Consider the following 16,073-nt stretch of genomic DNA (forward strand, 5'->3'; position numbering starts at 1 on the left):
GGTTACTCCTTGCTGGGGACTTTGAATACGTGGCGCATGTAGGCGACGAAGTTCTCGTCACGGCATTGGGTCTTGGCAGCTTCATCCGAGATCTTGGCCACTGGCGCGCCGTTGCAGTCGGTCATTTTAAGCACGATGTTCATCGGCGCCACACCCGGTATGTCGCAGGTCAGGTTGGTGCCGATGCCAAAGCTGACGTTGATGCGACCGCGCAGGGCACGGAAGATCTCCAGTGAGCGGGTCAGGTTGAGGCCGTCGGAAAACACCAGGGTCTTGGTCATCGGGTCGATACCCAGTTTCTGGTAATGGGCAATGGCCTTCTCCGCCCAGGCCACCGGCTCGCCCGAGTCGTGGCGCAGGCCGTCGAACAGCTTGGCGAAGTACAGGTCGAAATCGCCAAGGAAGGCATCCATGGTGATGCAGTCGGTCAGGGCGATGCCGAGCAGGCCGCGGTACTCGCGCACCCAGCAGTCCAGCGCGGCGATCTGGCTGTCGATCAGGCGCGGGCCGAGTTGCTGGTGGGCCATGATCCACTCATGGGCCATGGTGCCCAGCGGCTTGATATCCAGTTTCCATGCCAGGTCGACGTTGCTGGTGCCGACGAAGCGGGCCGGGAAGTCGTCGCGCAGCACCCGCACCACGTCTTCCTGCACACGGCTGGAAAAGCGCCGGCGGGTGCCGAAGTCGGCTACCTGCAGGTTGGCCAGTTCGTCATCGCTGGCATGCGCGCGCAGCCAGTCGAACTTGCGGTAAAGCTGGTCGCGGGCCTCGGCCAGGCGCATGTGCGGGTGCAGATGGCGGTTGCGCACTTCGCTGATGATGGCCAGCAGTGGCACTTCGAACAGGATCACATGCAGCCACGGGCCTTTCAGGCGTAGGAACAGCTGGTCGTTTTCAATGCCGATACGCACGTAGCGAAGGTTGAAGCGGAACAGGCGCAGAAAGCGCAGGAAGTCGGGCTTGAGGAAGCTGATGCGTTCGAGGAAGGCCAGCTGGCCATCATCCAGGGTGAGGTCGCTGAGCAGGTCGAGCTGGTGGCGGATCTCGCCCAGGTAGGGGCGCAGGTCCTCGCCGTTACGGCAGCGGAATTCCCATTCGACGTCGGCGTCCGGGTAGTTGTGCAACACGCCCTGCATCATCGTGAGTTTGTAGAAGTCGGTGTCGAGCAGGTTGTGCACGATGCGCTCGGCGAATGCGCTCTCGCTCATCAAGGGGGCTCCGGAAGCGGCGAATGGCCGACATTGTGCCAGCCTTTTGGGCCTTGTTGTGTCTGGGCTGGCCTCTTCGCGGGTGAACGCGCTCCCACAGGGCTGCGTATGTGCCAAAACAGAGGTGTTTTTCCGTGCACCGGCTAGCCTTCAAACGGTGCCGCCTGTAGCAGTCGCGCACCAGCGGTGTGCACTTCGGTGACGTCCGCTGTTACAGGGCGGTTGCACGTAAACACTTGCCAGGGTTGCAATGATGGCACATGGCGGTTGCTCCTTGTCTGTACGTGTGGTGGCGCCCGCCGCGCGGCAGACGGTTGCACGCTCAATAAAGAAAAGGCCGTCGGTCGCCTGCAGTGCACCTGCGCAGTGTGTTTTCCCGGAAGACAAAACCTATGGCACGGCCCTTGCTCTGAGCACAGGGTTGAGAAGTTGTAGTGCCAACCAAAAAAAACTCTAGGAGCACCACCTCATGTCGCAGACGTTTTACAAGAAAGGTTTCCTGGCACTGGCCGTCGCTACGGCCCTGGGTGTTTCTTCGTATGTTCAGGCCGACGTCAAGATCGGTGTAGCGGGCCCGATGACCGGGGCTAACGCGGCGTTTGGCGAGCAGTACATGAAAGGTGCGCAGGCAGCGGCCGACAAGATCAACGCCGCCGGTGGCGTGAACGGCGAGAAAATCGTCCTGGTCAAAGGCGATGACGCCTGCGAACCGAAGCAGGCCGTGGCCGTGGCCAACCGCCTGGCCGACCAGGACAAAGTGATCGGCGTAGTGGGCCACTTCTGTTCTTCCAACACCATTCCGGCGTCCGAGGTGTATGACGAAGCGGGCATCATCGCCATTACCCCGGGCTCGACCAACCCACAAGTAACCGAGCGCGGCCTCAGCGCCATGTTCCGCATGTGCGGCCGTGACGACCAGCAGGGCATCGTGGCCGGTGACTACATCGTCGACGTGCTCAAGGGCAAGAAAGTCGCGGTGCTGCACGACAAGGACACCTATGGCCAGGGCCTGGCCGATGCGACCAAGGCGCAGCTTGAGAAGCGCGGCGTCAAGCCGGTGCTGTATGAAGGCCTGACCCGGGGCGAGAAAGACTTCAGCGCCGTGGTTACCAAGATCCGTTCCACCGGTGCCGACGTGGTGTACTTCGGCGGCCTGCACCCAGAGGCCGGCCCGCTGGTCCGCCAGCTGCGCGAGCAGGGCCTGAAGGACGTCAAGTTCATGTCCGATGACGGCATCGTCACCGACGAACTGGTGTCCACCGCCGGCGGCAAGCAGTACGTCGATGGTGTGTACATGACCTTCGGCGCCGACCCACGCCTGTTGCCAGACAGCAAGGCCGTGGTGGAAGAGTTCCGCAAAGGCGGTACCGAGCCCGAAGGCTACACCCTGTATGCCTACGCTTCGGTACAAGCGCTGGCCGCAGCCTTCAATGGCTCCAAATCCAACAAGGGCGAAGACGCCGCCAAGTGGCTCAAGGCCAACCCGGTGCAGACCGTGATGGGCGAGAAGAAGTGGGACAGCAAGGGTGACCTGACCGTGTCCGACTACGTGGTCTACCAGTGGGACAAAGACGGTAAATACCACCAGCTGGAAAAACAAAAATAATAACGGCCCACGGCCCGGGCTGATGCCCGGGCCCAAGCCCCTGCGGTACCTGTCTTTATTCGGAGATCTGCACGGTTCTGCACTGCGGGGGCCGCTTTATCCGTGGCCTGCCGTGGTCGGCGCTCGTGCAATCTCAATCAGGTGAGATTGCGTTATGGATGGTATTTTCCTGCAGCAACTGGTCAACGGCCTGACCCTCGGGTCGGTCTATGGCCTGATCGCCATCGGCTACACAATGGTCTATGGCATCATCGGCATGATCAACTTCGCGCACGGCGAGGTGTATATGATTTCCGCGTACCTCGCGGCAATCAGCCTGGCATTGCTGGCCTATTTCGGCGTCGAGTCGTTCCCGCTACTGATGTTGGGCACGCTGTTGTTCACCGTCGTCGTCACGGGCGTCTATGGGTTCACCATCGAACGCATCGCCTACAAACCCCTGCGTAACTCCACCCGCCTGGCGCCGCTGATCAGTGCCATCGGCATCTCGCTGATCCTGCAGAACTACGCACAGATCAGCCAGGGCGCCCGCCAGCAAGGCGTGCCCACCCTGCTTGAAGGGGCCTTGCGTGTCGAAGTCGGCACCGGCTTCGTGCAACTGACCTACACCAAGATCTTCATCCTGATCGCCGCCTTCGTGGGCATGGGCCTGCTCACCTACGTGATCAAGTACACCAAGCTCGGCCGCATGTGCCGTGCCACACAGCAAGACCGCAAGATGGCCTCGATCCTGGGCATCAACACCGACCGGGTGATTTCGTACGTGTTTGTCATCGGTGCGGTAATGGCCGCCTTGGCCGGTGTGCTGATCACCATGAACTACGGCACCTTCGACTTCTATGCCGGCTTCATCATCGGCATCAAGGCGTTCACCGCCGCAGTGCTCGGTGGTATCGGGTCGCTGCCTGGCGCCATGCTTGGCGGCATCATCCTGGGGATTTCCGAGTCGCTGTTCTCTGGCCTGATCAACTCCGACTACAAGGACGTGTTCAGCTTCTCGCTGCTGGTGATGATCCTTATCTTCCGCCCACAAGGCCTGCTGGGTCGCCCGCTCGTGGCTAAGGTGTGAACATGTCCGTTGCCAAAACTGCCTCTGCTTCCGAAACCAAGGGTTTCGACCTTAAACGCAGCCTGCTGGAGACCCTCGTCGCCGGCCTGCTCGCACTCATTGTGTTTGGCCCGGTCGTCGGCGTGGTGCTCGACGGCTACACCTTCAATGCCGAGCCGCGCCGCGTAGCCTGGCTGGTCGGCGGGGTGATGGTGGGGCGCTTCCTGCTCAGCCTGTACCTGCAGACCGCCGCTGGCGTGCGCATGCTCCAGGGCTTCGATAACGGTGGCTCTGGCGTGCATGTGAACGCGCCGGACTACAAGTCGCGCTTGCGCTACATCATCCCGGCGCTGGTGGTGATTGCCATCGTCTTCCCGATCTTCGCCAACAAGTACCTGCTGACCGTGGTCATCCTCGGGCTGATCTACGTGTTGCTGGGGCTTGGCCTTAACATCGTGGTCGGCCTGGCCGGCCTGCTCGACCTGGGCTACGTGGCGTTCTACGCCATTGGCGCCTACGGCCTGGCACTGGGTTACCAGTACCTCGGCCTGGGTTTCTGGAGCGTGCTGCCCCTGGCGGCCATCGCCGCCGCGTTGGCGGGGTGCATACTGGGCTTTCCGGTGCTACGAATGCACGGTGACTACCTGGCTATCGTGACCCTGGGCTTTGGCGAGATCATCCGCCTGGTGCTGAACAACTGGCTGTCGTTCACCGGAGGCCCCAACGGCATGCCGGCGCCTTCGCCAACCTTCTTCGGCCTGGAATTCGGCCGCCGGGCCAAAGATGGCGGGGTACCGATCCACGAGTTCTTCGGCTTCGATTACAACGCCAACCTCAAGTTCGTGTTCATCTACGCGGTGCTGTTCCTGGTGGTGTTGGCCGTGCTGTACATCAAGCACCGCCTGACCCGCATGCCGGTAGGCCGCGCGTGGGAAGCGCTGCGCGAAGACGAGATCGCCTGCCGCTCGATGGGCCTGAACCACGTGCTGGTCAAGCTTTCGGCGTTTACCCTGGGTGCCTCCACGGCTGGCCTGGCGGGGGTGTTTTTCGCCACCTACCAGGGCTTCGTCAACCCGTCGTCGTTCACCTTCTTCGAGTCGGCGCTGATCCTCGCCATTGTCGTGCTGGGTGGCATGGGCTCGACCGTGGGCGTGGTGATTGCAGCGTTCGTGCTGACCGTGGCGCCCGAACTGCTGCGCAGCTTCTCCGAATACCGGGTGCTGCTGTTCGGCGTGCTGATGGTGCTGATGATGATCTGGCGACCGCGTGGGCTGATCCGCATCAGCCGTACCGGTGTGACCCCGCGTAAAGGAGTGGCGCCATGAGCGACGATATCATTCTCTCTGTCGACAACCTGATGATGCAGTTCGGGGGCATCAAGGCGCTGAGTGATGTCAGCCTGAAGGTCCGGCGCAACCAGATCTTCGCCCTGATCGGCCCCAACGGCGCCGGCAAGACCACTGTGTTCAACTGCCTGACCGGCTTTTACAAGGCCAGTGGCGGGCGCATCGAGTTGAACGTGCGCGGCACCCACACCAACGTCATCCAGTTGCTTGGCGAGCGCTTCCAGGTGGCGGACTTCGTGTCGCCGGCGCGCTTTGCCAACCGCCTGTACTACAAGATGTTCGGCGGCACACACCTGGTCAACCGCGCAGGCCTGGCGCGCACCTTCCAGAACATCCGCCTGTTCAAGGAAATGTCGGTAGTGGAAAACCTGCTGGTGGCCCAGCACATGTGGGTCAACCGCAACCTGCTGGCCGGGGTGCTCAACACCAAGGCCTACCGCAAGGCCGAAAGCGACGCGCTGGACCATGCGTTCTACTGGCTGGAAGTGGTCGACCTGGTCGACTGCGCCAACCGCCTGGCCGGCGAGCTGTCGTACGGCCAGCAGCGCCGCCTGGAAATTGCCCGGGCCATGTGCACGCGGCCGAAGATCATCTGCCTGGACGAACCGGCGGCGGGCCTGAACCCGCAGGAAACCGAAGCCCTAAGCCGCATGATTCGTGTGCTGCGTGACGAGCATGACATCACCGTGGTGCTGATCGAGCACGACATGGGCATGGTCATGAGCATTTCCGACCATATCGTGGTGCTGGACCACGGCAACGTGATTGCCGAAGGCGCGCCGCAGGAAATCCGCCACAACCCGACGGTGATCGCCGCCTACCTGGGTGCAGATGAAGAGGAACTGGTATGAGTGCACCCATTCTCGAACTGAAGGACCTGGACGTGTTCTACGGGCCGATCCAGGCGCTGAAAAAGGTTTCGATGCACATCAACGAAGGCGAGACGGTCAGCCTGATCGGTGCCAACGGTGCCGGCAAGTCCACCCTACTGATGTCGATCTTCGGCCAGCCGCGGGCGGCATCTGGGCATATCGTCTATCGCGGCACCGACATTACCCGCAAGTCGTCGCACTACATTGCTTCCAACGGTATTGCCCAGTCGCCGGAAGGGCGCCGGGTATTCCCCGACATGACCGTCGAGGAAAACCTGATGATGGGCACCATCCCCATCGGCGACAAGCATGCCGCTGAAGACATGCAGCGCATGTACGAACTGTTCCCGCGGCTGAAGGAGCGGCGTACCCAGCGGGCCATGACCATGTCCGGTGGCGAGCAGCAGATGCTGGCGATTGCCCGGGCGCTGATGAGCCGGCCGAAGTTGCTGTTGCTGGATGAGCCCTCGCTGGGGCTGGCACCGATCGTGGTCAAGCAGATCTTCTCGACCCTGCGTGAGCTGGCCAAGACCGGGATGACCATTTTTCTGGTGGAGCAGAACGCCAACCATGCCTTGAAGCTGTCCGACCGGGCTTATGTGATGGTCAACGGGGAGATTCGCATGACCGGCACCGGGCAGGAGCTGCTGGTCAACGAGGAAGTGCGCAACGCCTATCTTGGCGGGCACTGAGTTACATCCGGGGCTGCTTTGCAGCCCCATTCCCATGTGGACAACTTGCCGCGCCTTATTCTCGAGACACGCCAATACTCCCTCGCAAGCCCTTGTTTCCACAGGCGTGATCTTGTCCACGGATAATGTGGAACCGCCTGTGGAAAACATGGTGGCATCTCGCTCCAGCCCTCTGATACCGTGCCCTGCAGCGATGCGATCATTTTTTGATCACATGGTTCCTGTGGATGACTTTTCAGGGTTTTTCACAGACCCGAAAGCACCTGGAAATCAATGACAAAGCTGTGGATAACTCTGTGGGAAAACCTTGGACAGACTGCTGCAGGCTGCATGCTTGAAAGCTTTGCATCCTCAACGAAAAGATATCCACCGACCACCCGACGCTGAAAGGGTTCCGCACTGTGGACGAGTTGCCCCCAATCTGTGGGGAAAGCCTTGTGGATAACATGCGCATAGCTGGCGCCGAGCCTTCTGCCGCAAGGGTTTGCCGGACATGTACAAAAAATGTACAGCGCCCTGAACGGCTTGCTGCCCGCGCGCGGCGCGGGCATGCTGCAAAGCTGCCGATGACAACCTACCGTGAGGAACAGAGCATGACGTCCACCGTATTCATCACTGGCGCCACTTCCGGTTTCGGCGAGGCCACCGCCCGCCGCTTTGCCGAAGCTGGCTGGAAGCTGGTGCTCACTGGCCGCCGCAAGGAGCGCCTGGATGCCCTATGCGCAGAGCTGTCGGCCAAGACCGAGGTCCACGCCCTGGTGCTCGACGTGCGTGACCGCAAGGCCATGGAGCAGGCCATCGCCAGCTTGCCGGCCGGGTTCGAGAAGATTCGCGGCCTGGTCAACAACGCCGGCCTGGCACTGGGTGTGGATGCGGCGCAGAACTGCAGCCTGGACGACTGGGAAACCATGGTCGACACCAATATCAAGGGCTTGATGTACACCACCCGCCTGCTGCTGCCACGCCTGATCGCCCACGGTCGCGGCGCGTCGATCCTCAACGTAGGTTCTGTGGCGGGCAACTACCCGTACCCGGGCAGCAACGTGTATGGCGGCACCAAGGCCTTCGTCGGCCAGTTCTCGCTAAGCCTGCGCTGCGACCTGCGCGGCACTGGTGTGCGCGTGAGCAACATCGAGCCGGGCCTGTGCGAGAGCGAGTTCTCGCTGGTGCGGTTCGGCGGTGACCAGGCCAAGTACGACGCCACTTACGCGGGTGCCGAGCCGATCCAGCCGCAGGACATTGCCGAGACCATCTTCTGGATCCTCAACCAGCCAGCGCACATCAACATCAACAGCCTGGAGCTGATGCCGGTGAGCCAGGATTGGGCAGGGTTCTCCATCGACCGTTCGGTCAAGGGCTGATTCAGGAAAGTGGGGTCGCTTTGCGGCCCATTCGCAGCACAAGGCTGCTCCTACAGGCATTGCGCAGGTTTCGGTAGGAGCAGCCTTGTGCTGCGAAAGCGTCAGCTCAGGCGCTGCAACCCTTCCAGGCAAGTCGCCAGATGGTAGGGCGTAGTAGAAGGCATATCATGTCGGCTGACGTTGCCCTCACCATCTCGGCACTCATACCAGCCCGCTTCGCGCAAGAACCGCGCTTGCAGCGCCTGCAACTGGTCAACCAGCTTCGCCTCACTCCCCGCGCGCAGCACCAGCGCCCGCAGGTACTCCGCCTGGGCCCAGATGCGTTGCGTGGCATCCAGCACCCGGCCATCCACATCCAGCATTGCCAACACTGCCCCATTCTTCACCCCGAACTGCTCGGCAAAGCCGAACGCCCGGTCAATGGATGCATGCAGTGGCGTGTCACGCAGTAGCGGTGAGGTGTGCAGCAGGTAGAACCACTCGAACTGATGCCCCGGCTCGAACCAGTTATCCACAGCCCCGCGTGGCTTTTCCAGCATCAGGCCATGGGCTGGTTCGACGAAGTGCGCCTGCAGCGCTTCACACAACTGCAGCAGCGACTGCTGGGTATGTTCATCACCGCGCACCGCCAGCACTTGCAGGAACGCCTCGGCCAGGTGCATCTGTGGGTTCTGCAGCGGGCCGCTGCCCAGGTCGGCCCAGTCTTCGCCCAGGCTGGCCTCGTACAGGCCGTCGTCACGGGCGAATTGCTGGTCGATGATGCCCAGCGCAGCGTTCAGGGTGGATTCCACCAGGCTTTCGCGCACCTTGCCCCAGTAGTGCGCGCAGGCAAAGACGATGAATGCGTGGGTGTACAGGTCCTTGCGCCGGTCCAGCGGCTTGCCTTGGGCGTCGATGCTGTAGAACCAGCCACCGTGCTCGGCATCGTGGAAGTGCTTTTGCAGCGAGCGGAACAACGCCGCCGCGCGCTCGGCCGCGCCCGGTTGCCCGATACGGCTGCTGAACAGGTACAGCTGGCGGGCGCAGGCCATGGCCCGGTAGCGCTGCGCCGGCAACGGTTGGTGCTTGGCGTCCAGCGCCTCGTAGGGCAGGGCCATGTCGGCATTCCAGCCTGGGCCTTGCCACAACGGCACGATGCATTCGGCGAAGTGCTGGTTGAAGCGGGCCAGTTCAGGCAGGGTGGGGCGGGGGTTGGACATTTCGGCGCTCGTCGCTGTCGGGCAGGGCGCCATGGTAGCAGAACTGGGGTTTTCGGTAGCCTGTGCCGGCCCATCAGCCCGGGTTGCCGAGCCCTTGCCAATGCCGCGCGCCGACGAAGATGAAGCGCAATTGCTGGGTGATCTTTTCCTGCGCCGTCAGCGCCTGTGGATAACCCGATTCGGGGCTGTCGATAAGCTCGGGCAGGGTCGCGAACACAGTCTTCACCACAAGGTCGGCCATCACTGCCAGCGCGGCGTTGTCCAGGTGCTGCCAGCGCTTCATGCGCGCCAGGTCGGTGGCCAGATCGTCGCTGATGTCCTGGCGCAGGCGGGCAATGGCCTGGCGCACGGCCTGTGAGCCACCGTATTGCTCGCGGGCCAGAAACAGGAACTGCGCGCGGTGAGCAGCCACCACGTCGAGGAAAATGCGCACCGAAGCGTCTGTGATGCCGCCCAGTTCGAATTCGTTCTGGCGTACCAGGCGGATGGTCTGGCGGAAGGTGGTGTCGATTTCGGCCACCAGGGCCAGGCCGAGGGCGTCCATGTCGGGAAAATGCCGGTAGAAGCCGGTGGGCACGATGCCGGCCGTCTTCGCCACTTCACGCAGGCTGATACTGCCGAAACCACGGCCACTCTCCATCAGCAGGCAGGCGGCGTCGAGCAGGGCCTGGCGGGTCTGTAGTTTCTGTTCGGCGCGCGGCAGCATGGTGCGGGCTTCTGTGGCGGTAAGGCTGGGCACTCTAGATAAAAAAACAAAGCCCGGTCAATGGACCGGGCCTGGAGGGGAGCACGCGTTGTGACTCAGGTTGTTCTTTTCGGCCATGGCGATCAGCTCACACGGCTGAGTTCAACCAGGCGATCCGAGCCACCTTCAGCGACGCGGCCAGTGCGTTCGATCAGGCGATCCGAGCCACCTTCAGCGACGCGGCCAGTACGTTCGATCAGGCGATCCGAGCCACCTTCAGCGACGCGGCCAGTGCGTTCGATCAGGCGATCCGAGCCACCTTCGGCAACACGGCCACTGCGTTCGATCAGGCGGTCAGAGCCCCCTTCGGCAACGGTTTTCAGCGGCTGGGCGATTTCGGCAGCGCTGGAGCGGGATTCGGCGGTCAGGTGTTGTTCGTCGGCTGGCAGGGCAAAAGCATTGGCTGCCAGGATGGACAGGGTCAGGGTCAGCAGGTGGCGTTTCATGATTTCGGTGCTCCTCTCGGGGGCTGGAAAGTGGGTACGGAGCCAATGCTACGCTCGGTAACGCCAGAGAGAAGTTCATACGGGTAATGGTAACAATCGACCGCATTGATAGAGGTTTGCAAGCGCTCTAGGCAGCGCCATACAGGTCGGCTGATGACGATTTGGTTGGGCTGTTGCCGGGTAGCAGGCATCGCTTGGCGCGACGTATTGCTGAGCAAAAGGCCAGGAAAACTTCGCTATCATGGCGCTCTCGATAAAACCCCACGGGTTTTCCACAGTCCGACATATTGACTGCCATCGCTGCACCCGTTTTGTGCCATACCGCAAGGAGAATCACGCAATGACGCGTCCCGCCAGAATCCTCCTCTGGGCCCTCGCCACCCTGTTAACCCTGCTGGCGATTCTGGTGGTGGTGATCGCCACCTTCGACTGGAACCGCGTAAAACCCCTGCTCAACGAAAAGGTTTCCGAGGCCCTGCACCGGCCCTTCGCAATCAACGGCAACCTGGCCGTTCACTGGCGCACCGAGCCTGAAGAGGGTGGCTGGCGTGCCTGGGTGCCATGGCCGCATTTTATTGCCGAGGACCTGACCCTGGGCAACCCGGACTGGCTCAAGGAACCCAAGATGGTCGGCCTGGAGCGCGTGGAGTTCCGCCTGGCTCCGTTGCCGCTGCTGTTCCAGCAGATCAGCATCCCGCGCATCGACCTGACCAAGCCCACTGCTAGCCTCACCCGCCTGGCCGATGGCCGTGCCAACTGGACGTTCGACTTCGGCCCCAAGGATGAAAACGCAGAACCGTCCAAATGGCAGCTGGATATCGGTGCGATCGGTTTCGACCAAGGGAATGTCAGCTTCGACGACCAGACCCTGAAAACCAGCATGAAGGTGCAGATCGACCCGCTGGGCAAGCCGATCCCGTTCAGCGACATTGTCGGCAAGGCCAGCGCGGAGAAGGCCGGTGGTGCACAGGATTACGCCTTCGGGCTCAAGGCCCAAGGCCGCTACAAAGGCCAGCCGGTGTCCGGCACCGGCAAGATCGGCGGCCTGCTGGCCCTGCAGGACGCCAGCCAGCCTTTTCCGCTGCAAGCCGACGTGCGCATCGCCGACACCCATGTAGTGCTCGCCGGCACCCTGACCGACCCGCGCAACCTCGGCGCGCTCGACCTACGCCTTCGCCTGTCCGGTGCCAGTCTGGGTAACCTCTACCCATTGACCGGGGTAACCCTGCCAGATACCCCGGCCTACTCGACCGACGGCCGCCTCAGCGCCAACCTGCATGCGCCGCAAGGCGCAACGTTCAACTACCAGGGCTTCAACGGCAAGATCGGTGACAGCGACATCCACGGCGACCTGGCCTTCGTCGCCAGCCAGCCACGGCCCAAGCTGTCCGGCAACCTGGTGTCCAACCAGTTGCTGTTCAAGGACCTGGCGCCACTGATCGGCGCCGACTCCAACGCCGAGCAGAAGGCACGTGGTGGTGCCAGCAAGCAGCCGACGGGCAAGGTGCTGCCGGTTGAAGAATTTCGCACAGAGCGCTGGCGCGCGATGGACGCCGACGTCACCTTTGCCGGCAAGCGCATCGTGCACAGCACGCAACTGCCGTTCAACGACCTTTCGGCCCATGTGATGCTTGAGGACGGCCTGCTGCGTCTGGAGCCCCTGCGTTTTGGTGTGGCCGGCGGCAACCTGGCCTCCAAAATCCGTCTGGATGGTCGCAGCGTGCCTTTGCAGGGCCGCGCCCAATTGACTGCCCGGGGCTTTAAGCTCAAGCAGCTGTTCCCCACTTTTGCGCCGATGCAGACCAGCTTTGGCGAGCTGAACGGCGATGCCGACATCAGCGGCCGCGGCAATTCGGTTGCGGCCTTGCTGGGGACGGCCAATGGCGACCTGCGCATGCTGATCAACGATGGCGCGATCAGCCGCAGCCTGATGGAGATCGCCGGCTTGAACGTGGGCAACTATGTGGTCGGCAAGCTGTTTGGTGATGAGGATGTGAAGATCAATTGCGCGGCGGCTGATGTGGGTATCAAGGATGGCCTGGCGACTACGCGGCTGTTCATCTTCGATACCGAGAACGCGATCATCTACATCAACGGCACGGCCAATTTTGCCTCCGAGCAGTTGGACTTGAAGGTGACCCCGGAATCGAAAGGCCTGCGGCTGTTCTCGCTGCGTTCGCCGCTGTATGTGCGCGGGCCGTTTGCCAAACCGAATGCAGGCGTACAGGCGTTGCCGTTGGCACTGCGCGGGGCGGGAATGGTGGCGCTGGGGGTGGTGGCCGGGCCGGCGGCAGGGTTGCTGGCGCTGATTGCGCCCAGCAGCGGGGATGATCCCAACCAGTGCACGCCGCTGTTGCAGCAGATGAAGGCGGGCAAGGCGCCGGCTGCAGTGAAAGGGCGGAAATAGCGGGGGCCGCTCTGCGGCCCATTCGCGGCACAAGGCCGCTCCTGCAGGGGTAAGCGATCCCTTGTAGGAGCGGCCTTGTGCCGCGAATGGGCTGCAAAGCAGCCCTAGCGATTACAGCCCTTGCAGCAGGTCGGACATGTCGTCCGCGTGCTCTTCTTCCTGGGCCAGGATGTCTTCGAAGATGCGTCGGGTGGTCGGGTCCTTGTCGCCGATGTACTGGATGATCTCGCGGTAGCTATCAATGGCAATCCGCTCAGCCACCAGGTCTTCCAGCACCATCTCCTTCAACGAATTACCCGCCACGTACTGGGCATGGGAGTTTTTTGTCAGGTTATCGGGGTTGAAATCCGGCTCGCCGCCCAACTGCACGATGCGCTCGGCCAGCTTGTCGGCATGTTCGGCTTCCTGGTTTGCATGCTCCAGAAATTCCTCGGCAGCCACGCTGGCCTTGATGCCACTGGCCATGAAGTAGTGGCGCTTGTAGCGCAGCACGCAGACCAGCTCGGTGGCCAGCGATTCATTCAGCAGGCGCAGGATTTCCTGACGGTCGGCGTGGTAACCCTCGGTCACCGCGCCTTGCTCCACATGCTGGCGGGCACGTTCGCGCAGGGTTTTCACATCGGTCAGTTCAACGTTGCTCATGTTTATCTCCAGGCGGATCAGGGTCAGGGTGGTGACGCAGGCTTACGCGCCGGGGACGGCGTCGCTGTCCTCTTGGCGTTGTTTACAGGTCTTGAACCCTTTGGCATCGACGTGGCCGGTGGCATCGAAGCGCACGTAGTAGGGCTGTTGCTTGCCGTCACGGTTGAGGATGTAGTCGTTGCAGGTACCCCCGTGCGGCAGGTCGATCACGTTCGACGGGCTGCCGCCGATGGCGATGACCTTCTGCATGGTCATGCCGTGCTCCACCTGCTTGACCAGCGGTTCGTCGCGGTAGGTGACGTAGTCCACCGGGTTTTCCGGGCGGCTGCCGCAGGCGGCCAAGGTGGCGCTTGCCAGAAGGATTGCCAGGGTCTGCTTGTACATGGTCCCGCTCCTTGCAAAGGGTCTGTGTGGTTTGGAACCACAGCGCGCGCCGGGAGTTCGATTGCGATGGTCATGATTGGCGCTGTAGTGTTGGCCGGTCGTCCACGGAAAGGGGCTGGGGCAATGCAGCAGGAATTGGCCACGCGATACCCGTTGGTGCTGGTGCCGGGCATGCTCGGGTTTGTCCGGCTAGTGCTCTACCCCTACTGGTTCGGCATCGTGCCTGCCCTGCGCAAGGGCGGGGCGCAGGTGTTCCCGGTGCAGGTTTCGCCGCTGCATTCCAGCGAGGTGCGCGGCGAGCAGTTGCTGGCGATCATCGAAGACATCTGCCAGCGCACCGGCGCCGACAAGGTCAACCTCATCGGCCACAGCCAGGGCGCCCTGAGCGCCCGTTACGCAGCGGCCAAGCGGCCTGGTCGGGTGGCTTCGGTCACCTCGGTGGCCGGCCCCAATCACGGCTCGGAACTGGCCGACCACCTTGAGCGCACGGCACCGGGCCATTCACCCCAAGGGCGTATCCTGAAGGCCGTGCTGCATGGCTTTGCCGTGTTGCTGGTGTGGCTGGAAACCGGCTGGCGCCGCGACCCGCTGCCGGTCGATGTGCATGCCTCGCACCAGGCGCTGACCAGCGCCGGGGTCGCGCTGTTCAACCAGGCTTATCCACAGGGCCTGCCTAACACTTGGGGCGGGGAAGGGGCCTATGAGGTCAATGGCGTGCGCTACTACTCGTGGTCCGGCACCTTGCAGCCTGGGTTGACTGACCAGGGGCGCAACCGCTTTGACGGCAGCAACCGCTTCTGCCGCCTGTTCGCGCGCAGCTTCGTCAAGGAAAAGGGCCAGTGCGACGGCATGGTCGGGCGTTTCAGTTCGCACCTGGGGCAGGTGATCGGCGATGACTATCCACTTGATCACCTGGATATCGTCAACCAGTCGCTCGGCGCCGTGGGCAAGGGCGCCGAGCCGGTGCGGCTGTTCACCGAGCATGCAGCCCGGCTCAAGGCAGCCGGGCTTTAGCGGCGTATCGGCGTGGTCCAGCGCTCAGCCAGCACCACACCGACCAGGGTCAGCACGCCGCCGACCAAGTGGTAACTGGCCAGTTGCTCGTCCAGCACCACGGCGGCGATCAGTGCGGTGACCAGCGGCAGCAGGTTGAAAAACAGCGTGGTGCGGCTTGGGCCCAGGCGGTGCACGGCCTGCATCCACAGCAGCGGCGCGATCATCGAAGCCAGCACGCAGGCGTACAGCACCAGGCCGATGTTATGGCTGTGCAGGCCCGTCTTTTCCGACAGCAAGTACAGCGGCAGCAGCACCACGATTGCCACCAGCACCTGCAAGTACAGCAACTGCAGCGGTGGCAGGCGCAACTGCCATTTCTTCAGCAGAAAGCTGTACAGCGCGTAGGCCAGGGTGGCCACCAGCATCAACAGGTCGCCGCCGTTCAGGCCCTGTTCAAGCAGGCTGGCGGGGTAGCCGGCACTGACCACTTCCAGCACGCCGAAAAATGACACCACCGCCCCCAGCAGGGCGCCGTAGCTCAGGCGCTGGCCCAGCCAGGCGATGGACAGCGCCAGCGACATCAGCGGCATCAGCGAGAGGATGATGCCCATGTTGGTGGCGCTGGTGATGCCGGCGGCGAAGTAGGCCAGGCTCTGGTACATCGCCATGCCCAGCACGCCCAGCACGAACACTTTGCCCAGGTGCGGGCGAATGGCTGCGCGGTTGCGCCACACGGCGGGCAGCAGGAACGGCGTGAACAGCAAGCCGGCCAGCAGCCAGCGGTAGAAGCCGATTTCGGCAGGGTGGATGGCGCCAGCGGACATCTTGGTGACCACGGTGTTGCCGGCCCAGATGAGGATGGCGGTGAGGGGGAACAGGTAATTCATGTTGCAGGTACTCGGTATGGCGGTTTTGGGGCGAGTCGTACTGCTTGCGCGGTCCCTGCAGGAGCAGCCTTGTGCTGCGAAAGGGCCTGTGTGGGCGAAAGATCTTTCATGACGGTGCCGGCCTCTTCGCAGCACAAGGCTGCTCCTACAGGGGCTCGATGTGGCTGCAGGCCCCGGTACCAGCCATTATCAACTGTCTGTTCATAAGCCTATACTCCTATCCAGACAACCCAC

Annotated in this window: 15 protein-coding genes; 8 read left to right on the plus strand and 7 right to left on the minus strand. The window is 62.6% G+C overall.

Annotated elements, in window-relative coordinates:
• Window positions 1–2 precede the first annotated feature (2 nt).
• Window positions 3–1,208 (minus strand): nicotinate phosphoribosyltransferase, encoded by a 1,206-nt coding sequence (pncB, locus tag SB756_RS22660; RefSeq protein WP_410911934.1) that lies wholly within the window; start codon window positions 1,206–1,208, stop codon window positions 3–5.
• Between the two features lie 469 nt (window positions 1,209–1,677).
• On the opposite strand from pncB, the gene SB756_RS22665 reads away from it, so the two are divergent.
• The 6 genes from SB756_RS22665 (at window position 1,678) to SB756_RS22690 (ending at window position 8,133) form a co-directional block, all read left to right on the plus strand.
• Window positions 1,678–2,814 carry a branched-chain amino acid ABC transporter substrate-binding protein gene (locus SB756_RS22665; protein ID WP_174370709.1) on the plus strand — a complete coding sequence of 379 codons (1,137 nt, stop codon included), beginning with the start codon at window positions 1,678–1,680 and terminating at the stop codon, window positions 2,812–2,814.
• Window positions 2,815–2,968: 154 nt separating this feature from the next.
• Complete coding sequence (locus SB756_RS22670; protein WP_016489422.1) at window positions 2,969–3,883, plus strand: ABC transporter permease subunit; 915 nt, start codon at window positions 2,969–2,971, stop codon at window positions 3,881–3,883.
• A 2-nt stretch (window positions 3,884–3,885) separates the two neighbouring features.
• Window positions 3,886–5,187 (plus strand): high-affinity branched-chain amino acid ABC transporter permease LivM, encoded by a 1,302-nt coding sequence (gene livM, locus SB756_RS22675; RefSeq protein WP_016501862.1) that lies wholly within the window; start codon window positions 3,886–3,888, stop codon window positions 5,185–5,187.
• Window positions 5,184–6,059 (plus strand): ATP-binding cassette domain-containing protein, encoded by an 876-nt coding sequence (locus SB756_RS22680; protein WP_410911936.1) that lies wholly within the window; start codon window positions 5,184–5,186, stop codon window positions 6,057–6,059. The genes livM and SB756_RS22680 overlap by 4 nt, the downstream gene beginning before the upstream one ends.
• A complete protein-coding gene (locus SB756_RS22685; protein WP_043198088.1) occupies window positions 6,056–6,772 on the plus strand; it encodes an ABC transporter ATP-binding protein in 717 nt (238 codons plus the stop codon). Before SB756_RS22680 ends, SB756_RS22685 begins: the two co-directional genes overlap by 4 nt.
• 593 nt (window positions 6,773–7,365) lie before the next feature.
• Entirely contained in the window at window positions 7,366–8,133 is a 768-nt protein-coding gene (locus SB756_RS22690; protein WP_341796898.1) for an SDR family oxidoreductase, read from the plus strand.
• Between the two features lie 101 nt (window positions 8,134–8,234).
• Here the strand turns inward: SB756_RS22690 and SB756_RS22695 are convergent, their stop codons facing one another.
• The 3 genes from SB756_RS22695 to SB756_RS22705 form a co-directional block, all read right to left on the minus strand.
• Window positions 8,235–9,332, minus strand: coding sequence for an AGE family epimerase/isomerase (locus SB756_RS22695; protein ID WP_410911938.1), 1,098 nt, complete (start codon window positions 9,330–9,332; stop codon window positions 8,235–8,237).
• A 73-nt stretch (window positions 9,333–9,405) separates the two neighbouring features.
• A complete protein-coding gene (locus SB756_RS22700) occupies window positions 9,406–10,038 on the minus strand; it encodes a TetR family transcriptional regulator (protein WP_016501858.1) in 633 nt (210 codons plus the stop codon).
• 122 nt (window positions 10,039–10,160) lie between these two features.
• Window positions 10,161–10,523, minus strand: coding sequence for a hypothetical protein (locus SB756_RS22705; protein ID WP_410911941.1), 363 nt, complete (start codon window positions 10,521–10,523; stop codon window positions 10,161–10,163).
• Between the two features lie 340 nt (window positions 10,524–10,863).
• On the opposite strand from SB756_RS22705, the gene SB756_RS22710 reads away from it, so the two are divergent.
• Window positions 10,864–12,930 carry an AsmA family protein gene (locus SB756_RS22710; protein WP_410911943.1) on the plus strand — a complete coding sequence of 689 codons (2,067 nt, stop codon included), beginning with the start codon at window positions 10,864–10,866 and terminating at the stop codon, window positions 12,928–12,930.
• A 111-nt stretch (window positions 12,931–13,041) separates the two neighbouring features.
• Here the strand turns inward: SB756_RS22710 and SB756_RS22715 are convergent, their stop codons facing one another.
• Window positions 13,042–13,572 carry a bacterioferritin gene (locus SB756_RS22715; RefSeq protein ID WP_049274600.1) on the minus strand — a complete coding sequence of 177 codons (531 nt, stop codon included), beginning with the start codon at window positions 13,570–13,572 and terminating at the stop codon, window positions 13,042–13,044.
• A gap of 42 nt (window positions 13,573–13,614) precedes the next feature.
• Window positions 13,615–13,956 (minus strand): osmotically-inducible lipoprotein OsmE, encoded by a 342-nt coding sequence (osmE, locus tag SB756_RS22720; RefSeq protein ID WP_016501854.1) that lies wholly within the window; start codon window positions 13,954–13,956, stop codon window positions 13,615–13,617.
• Window positions 13,957–14,079: 123 nt separating this feature from the next.
• Between osmE and SB756_RS22725 the strand changes: the two genes are divergently transcribed.
• Entirely contained in the window at window positions 14,080–14,970 is an 891-nt protein-coding gene (locus tag SB756_RS22725; protein ID WP_016501853.1) for an esterase/lipase family protein, read from the plus strand.
• Here the strand turns inward: SB756_RS22725 and SB756_RS22730 are convergent.
• The gene (locus tag SB756_RS22730) at window positions 14,967–15,839 is read right to left on the minus strand and encodes a DMT family transporter (RefSeq protein WP_341796893.1); all 873 of its coding nucleotides are present in this window, start codon (window positions 15,837–15,839) and stop codon (window positions 14,967–14,969) included. The genes SB756_RS22725 and SB756_RS22730 overlap by 4 nt on opposite strands.
• Between the last annotated feature and the right edge of the window lie 234 nt (window positions 15,840–16,073).

It is taken from the genome of Pseudomonas sp. SIMBA_068 (assembly GCF_046534705.1).
Lineage (GTDB): Bacteria > Pseudomonadota > Gammaproteobacteria > Pseudomonadales > Pseudomonadaceae > Aquipseudomonas > Aquipseudomonas putida.

Bases quoted from the DNA above. Each gene is read 5' to 3' on its own strand.
- pncB (WP_410911934.1), bottom strand. From the start codon at position 1,208: ATGAGCGAGAGCGCATTCGCCGAGCGCATCGTGCACAACCTGCTCGAC.
- SB756_RS22665 (WP_174370709.1), top strand. From the start codon at position 1,678: ATGTCGCAGACGTTTTACAAGAAAGGTTTCCTGGCACTGGCCGTCGCT.
- SB756_RS22670 (WP_016489422.1), top strand. From the start codon at position 2,969: ATGGATGGTATTTTCCTGCAGCAACTGGTCAACGGCCTGACCCTCGGG.
- livM (WP_016501862.1), top strand. From the start codon at position 3,886: ATGTCCGTTGCCAAAACTGCCTCTGCTTCCGAAACCAAGGGTTTCGAC.
- SB756_RS22680 (WP_410911936.1), top strand. From the start codon at position 5,184: ATGAGCGACGATATCATTCTCTCTGTCGACAACCTGATGATGCAGTTC.
- SB756_RS22685 (WP_043198088.1), top strand. From the start codon at position 6,056: ATGAGTGCACCCATTCTCGAACTGAAGGACCTGGACGTGTTCTACGGG.
- SB756_RS22690 (WP_341796898.1), top strand. From the start codon at position 7,366: ATGACGTCCACCGTATTCATCACTGGCGCCACTTCCGGTTTCGGCGAG.
- SB756_RS22695 (WP_410911938.1), bottom strand. From the start codon at position 9,332: ATGTCCAACCCCCGCCCCACCCTGCCTGAACTGGCCCGCTTCAACCAG.
- SB756_RS22700 (WP_016501858.1), bottom strand. From the start codon at position 10,038: ATGCTGCCGCGCGCCGAACAGAAACTACAGACCCGCCAGGCCCTGCTC.
- SB756_RS22705 (WP_410911941.1), bottom strand. From the start codon at position 10,523: ATGAAACGCCACCTGCTGACCCTGACCCTGTCCATCCTGGCAGCCAAT.
- SB756_RS22710 (WP_410911943.1), top strand. From the start codon at position 10,864: ATGACGCGTCCCGCCAGAATCCTCCTCTGGGCCCTCGCCACCCTGTTA.
- SB756_RS22715 (WP_049274600.1), bottom strand. From the start codon at position 13,572: ATGAGCAACGTTGAACTGACCGATGTGAAAACCCTGCGCGAACGTGCC.
- osmE (WP_016501854.1), bottom strand. From the start codon at position 13,956: ATGTACAAGCAGACCCTGGCAATCCTTCTGGCAAGCGCCACCTTGGCC.
- SB756_RS22725 (WP_016501853.1), top strand. From the start codon at position 14,080: ATGCAGCAGGAATTGGCCACGCGATACCCGTTGGTGCTGGTGCCGGGC.
- SB756_RS22730 (WP_341796893.1), bottom strand. From the start codon at position 15,839: ATGAATTACCTGTTCCCCCTCACCGCCATCCTCATCTGGGCCGGCAAC.